The following is a 1347-nucleotide window of genomic DNA, read 5'->3' on the forward strand; positions in this document are numbered from 1 at the left end:
CACACCAACCCGGCGATTACAGACCCGGCTGTGGGGCTGCCAGTTGACGCCGTGACCGCCCTGACGATATCGGCGGGTAACACCATTCTGTCTGCGGCCATCACCGGAGGGACCGGGACTGCCGGGGCACCGATTGTGGGGGATACTCTGACGGCGACGGCGACCTGTACCAAAGCGTGTGACACGGTAAATTACCAGTGGCAGGTTGAGGATGCGGTAGGGAGTGGTCAGTTCACGAACATCACGGGGGCCACCAACCAAACGTGGCAGGTCACGACAACCACCCAGAAACGCAAGATACAGGTGGAGGCTACCAATACGGTCGTCGCCCCGTAACCCGAGTCGGTCCCGCCAGAGTCGGGGCCATTTTTTTTGCCGCGAGACCCGATGAATGACGCGGTCGGTGCAAACATATCGGTGACGGGTCACGCACTGGAATATCCCACAAATTTAGAGAGTGAATAACATGTACCAGAAAACCATCATTGCCTTGCTGATGGTCACCACGGTGACCCCGGTGGCGTTCGGGGCATCCACTGCGGCCACCGCCCGTACGGCGCCGGTGACGGGTCACGCCCCGAGTGCACTGCCCACCCTGAATAATCTTACCCCGGACGTAGGGACAGCGGTGACGGTGACAAATGGCTTTACGGATGTGGACGGCGATGTGGAAGACATCACGGCGGCGGGCACGTCGTACCAGTGGCAGATAGAGGATACGGTGGGCAGCAATACGTACACCGATATTCCTGGGGCCACTGGCAAGACCTACACACCGGTGGTGACCGATGGCGACAAGCATCTGGTGGTCAAGGTTACCCCGCGTACAGAGGCAACCATCACCGACCCCGCAGTGGGGAGTCCGGTAACGTCCTATGCGGCCAGGGTGAAGGCACTGGTTCCGTTGCCGTTTACAACGTTAGAGGCTGGCGGTCATGCGTTTTCGGTAACAGCAGGATTTCCGGAGACAGCATTCAAGGGAGCGTCATTCACGCTTAGTGCCCCCTCTTTGCCTAGCGGGAATGTCTGGTCCACAGACCAAGCGGGTCAAATCAGCTTGATTGACCAAGGAAATGGGCGCGCTACTGTGACATTCATCACCTCGACGCACCCAGTCTCGGACATCTATATTTACAACACCGCGAAAGATGGTTCGGCACAATACCGATACAGAATACCCAGGCCCCGACTCTGGTTCCAACCAGCAGCCCCCGGGGGCACGAAGATGTACAATTACGGTGACGTAATGATGCTGTGCGCTGGTATGGGCGCGCAAATACCAGCATCCGACGACCTAACCACAGGTACGTCAGCGAGGACATTGGGTACGTTGTTTGGTGAGTGGGG

At 58.4% G+C, this 1347-nt stretch carries 1 protein-coding gene and 1 pseudogene; both read left to right on the top strand.

Annotation, left to right across the window (positions count from 1 at the left end):
- The first annotated feature begins 51 nt into the window (after positions 1-51).
- A complete protein-coding gene (locus QSV56_RS22010) occupies positions 52-336 on the top strand; it encodes a ZirU family protein (protein WP_367317239.1) in 285 nt (94 codons plus the stop codon).
- A gap of 130 nt (positions 337-466) precedes the next feature.
- Positions 467-1347: pseudogene (locus QSV56_RS21880) on the top strand (hypothetical protein); the annotation flags it as partial.

Origin of the sequence: Yersinia sp. 22-579 (assembly GCF_030433455.1) — a bacterium.
Classification (GTDB): Bacteria; Pseudomonadota; Gammaproteobacteria; order Enterobacterales; family Enterobacteriaceae; genus Yersinia; species Yersinia enterocolitica.